The organism is Micromonospora sp. LOL_014, assembly GCF_048060245.1.
Classification (GTDB): Bacteria; Actinomycetota; Actinomycetes; order Mycobacteriales; family Micromonosporaceae; genus Micromonospora_E.
Window position 1 is genome coordinate 1 of record NZ_JBHMIP010000090.1, and the last position, 1,229, is coordinate 1,229.

Below are 1,229 nucleotides of genomic sequence, written 5' to 3' on the forward strand. Positions count from 1 at the left end.
CTAGTGCCGTGTCAGGGAACGTTTGCCTCGTGACGCGCCGTGCGGGTGCTGGTCCGGGCGGTGGGGTGCCGCCAGGCTGTCCGGGTGGGAGAGCGAGTACGCGTCCGTAAGATCGACGACGACGAGGGCCAGCGCCTGTTGCGGATCATCCGTAGAGGCACCGGCTCGGTGGTGACCTGGCGACGGGCTCAGATGGTGTTGCTGTCCGCGCAGGGCATGCCAGTGGGGAAGATCGCGGAGGTGACGTTCACCAGCGCGGACCGGGTCCGCGACGTGATCCACAACTTCAACGCTGACGGCTTCGACTCGCTCTACCCGAGGTACAAGGGTGGCCGGCCCCGGACGTTCACCCTGCCGGAACGGCGCGAGATCAAGAAGATCGCCAAGTCCAAGCCGGCCGAGCACGGTCTGCCGTTCTCGACCTGGAGTCTGGCCAAGCTGGCCGACTTCCTGGTCGCTGAGGGGGTGGTCGACGACATCAGCCACGAGGGCCTACGGGTCCTGCTCCGCGAGGAGGGCGTGTCCTTTCAACGGGTGAAGACCTGGAAGACCTCCCGCGACCCCGACTACGCCGCCAAGAAGGCCCGCGTCGAGCACCTCTACGCGATCGCCGACGACGAGGTCGTACCCGAGGCCGGTGAGCCCGACGTCATCTTCTGCCTGGACGAGTTCGGCCCGTTGAATCTGCAGCCCCACCCTGGACGGCAGTGGGCCGAACGCGGCGGACGGCACAAGGACCCCGAGCGTGGGCCCAGGCCCCGCCGACGGGCGACATACAACCGCCCACACGGCGTCCGCCACCTGTTCGCCGCCTACGACCTGGGCGCGGACAAGCTCTACGGCCACATCAAGCCGACGAAGCACCGGACACGGTTCCTGGAGTTCTGCCGCTACCTGCGCGGCCTGCACCCGCCGCGGACCCGAATCGCGATCGTCCTCGACAACTACTCCCCGCACCTGAGCACGAAGAAGGACACCCGTGTCGGCGACTGGGCCGCCGCGAACAACGTCGAGTTCGCCTACACGCCGACCAACAGTTCCTGGCTCAACCGCATCGAGGCCCAGTTCACCGCCCTGCGCTACTTCACCCTCGACGGCACCGACCACACCAGCCACGCCGAGCAGGGCAGCATGATCCGCCGCTACATCATCTGGCGGAACAAGCACGCCGCCGACGAACGCCTACGCGAGGTAGTCAACAGGGCCAACGTTGCCTGACGCGGCACTAG

Annotated in this window: 1 protein-coding gene; it reads left to right on the plus strand. The window is 67.4% G+C overall.

Annotation, left to right across the window (positions count from 1 at the left end; all coding sequences use genetic code 11):
- Window positions 1–84: 84 nt before the first annotated feature.
- A complete protein-coding gene (locus ACFHW1_RS28730; RefSeq protein WP_416616717.1) occupies window positions 85–1,218 on the plus strand; it encodes an IS630 family transposase in 1,134 nt (377 codons plus the stop codon).
- Window positions 1,219–1,229: the final 11 nt, after the last annotated feature.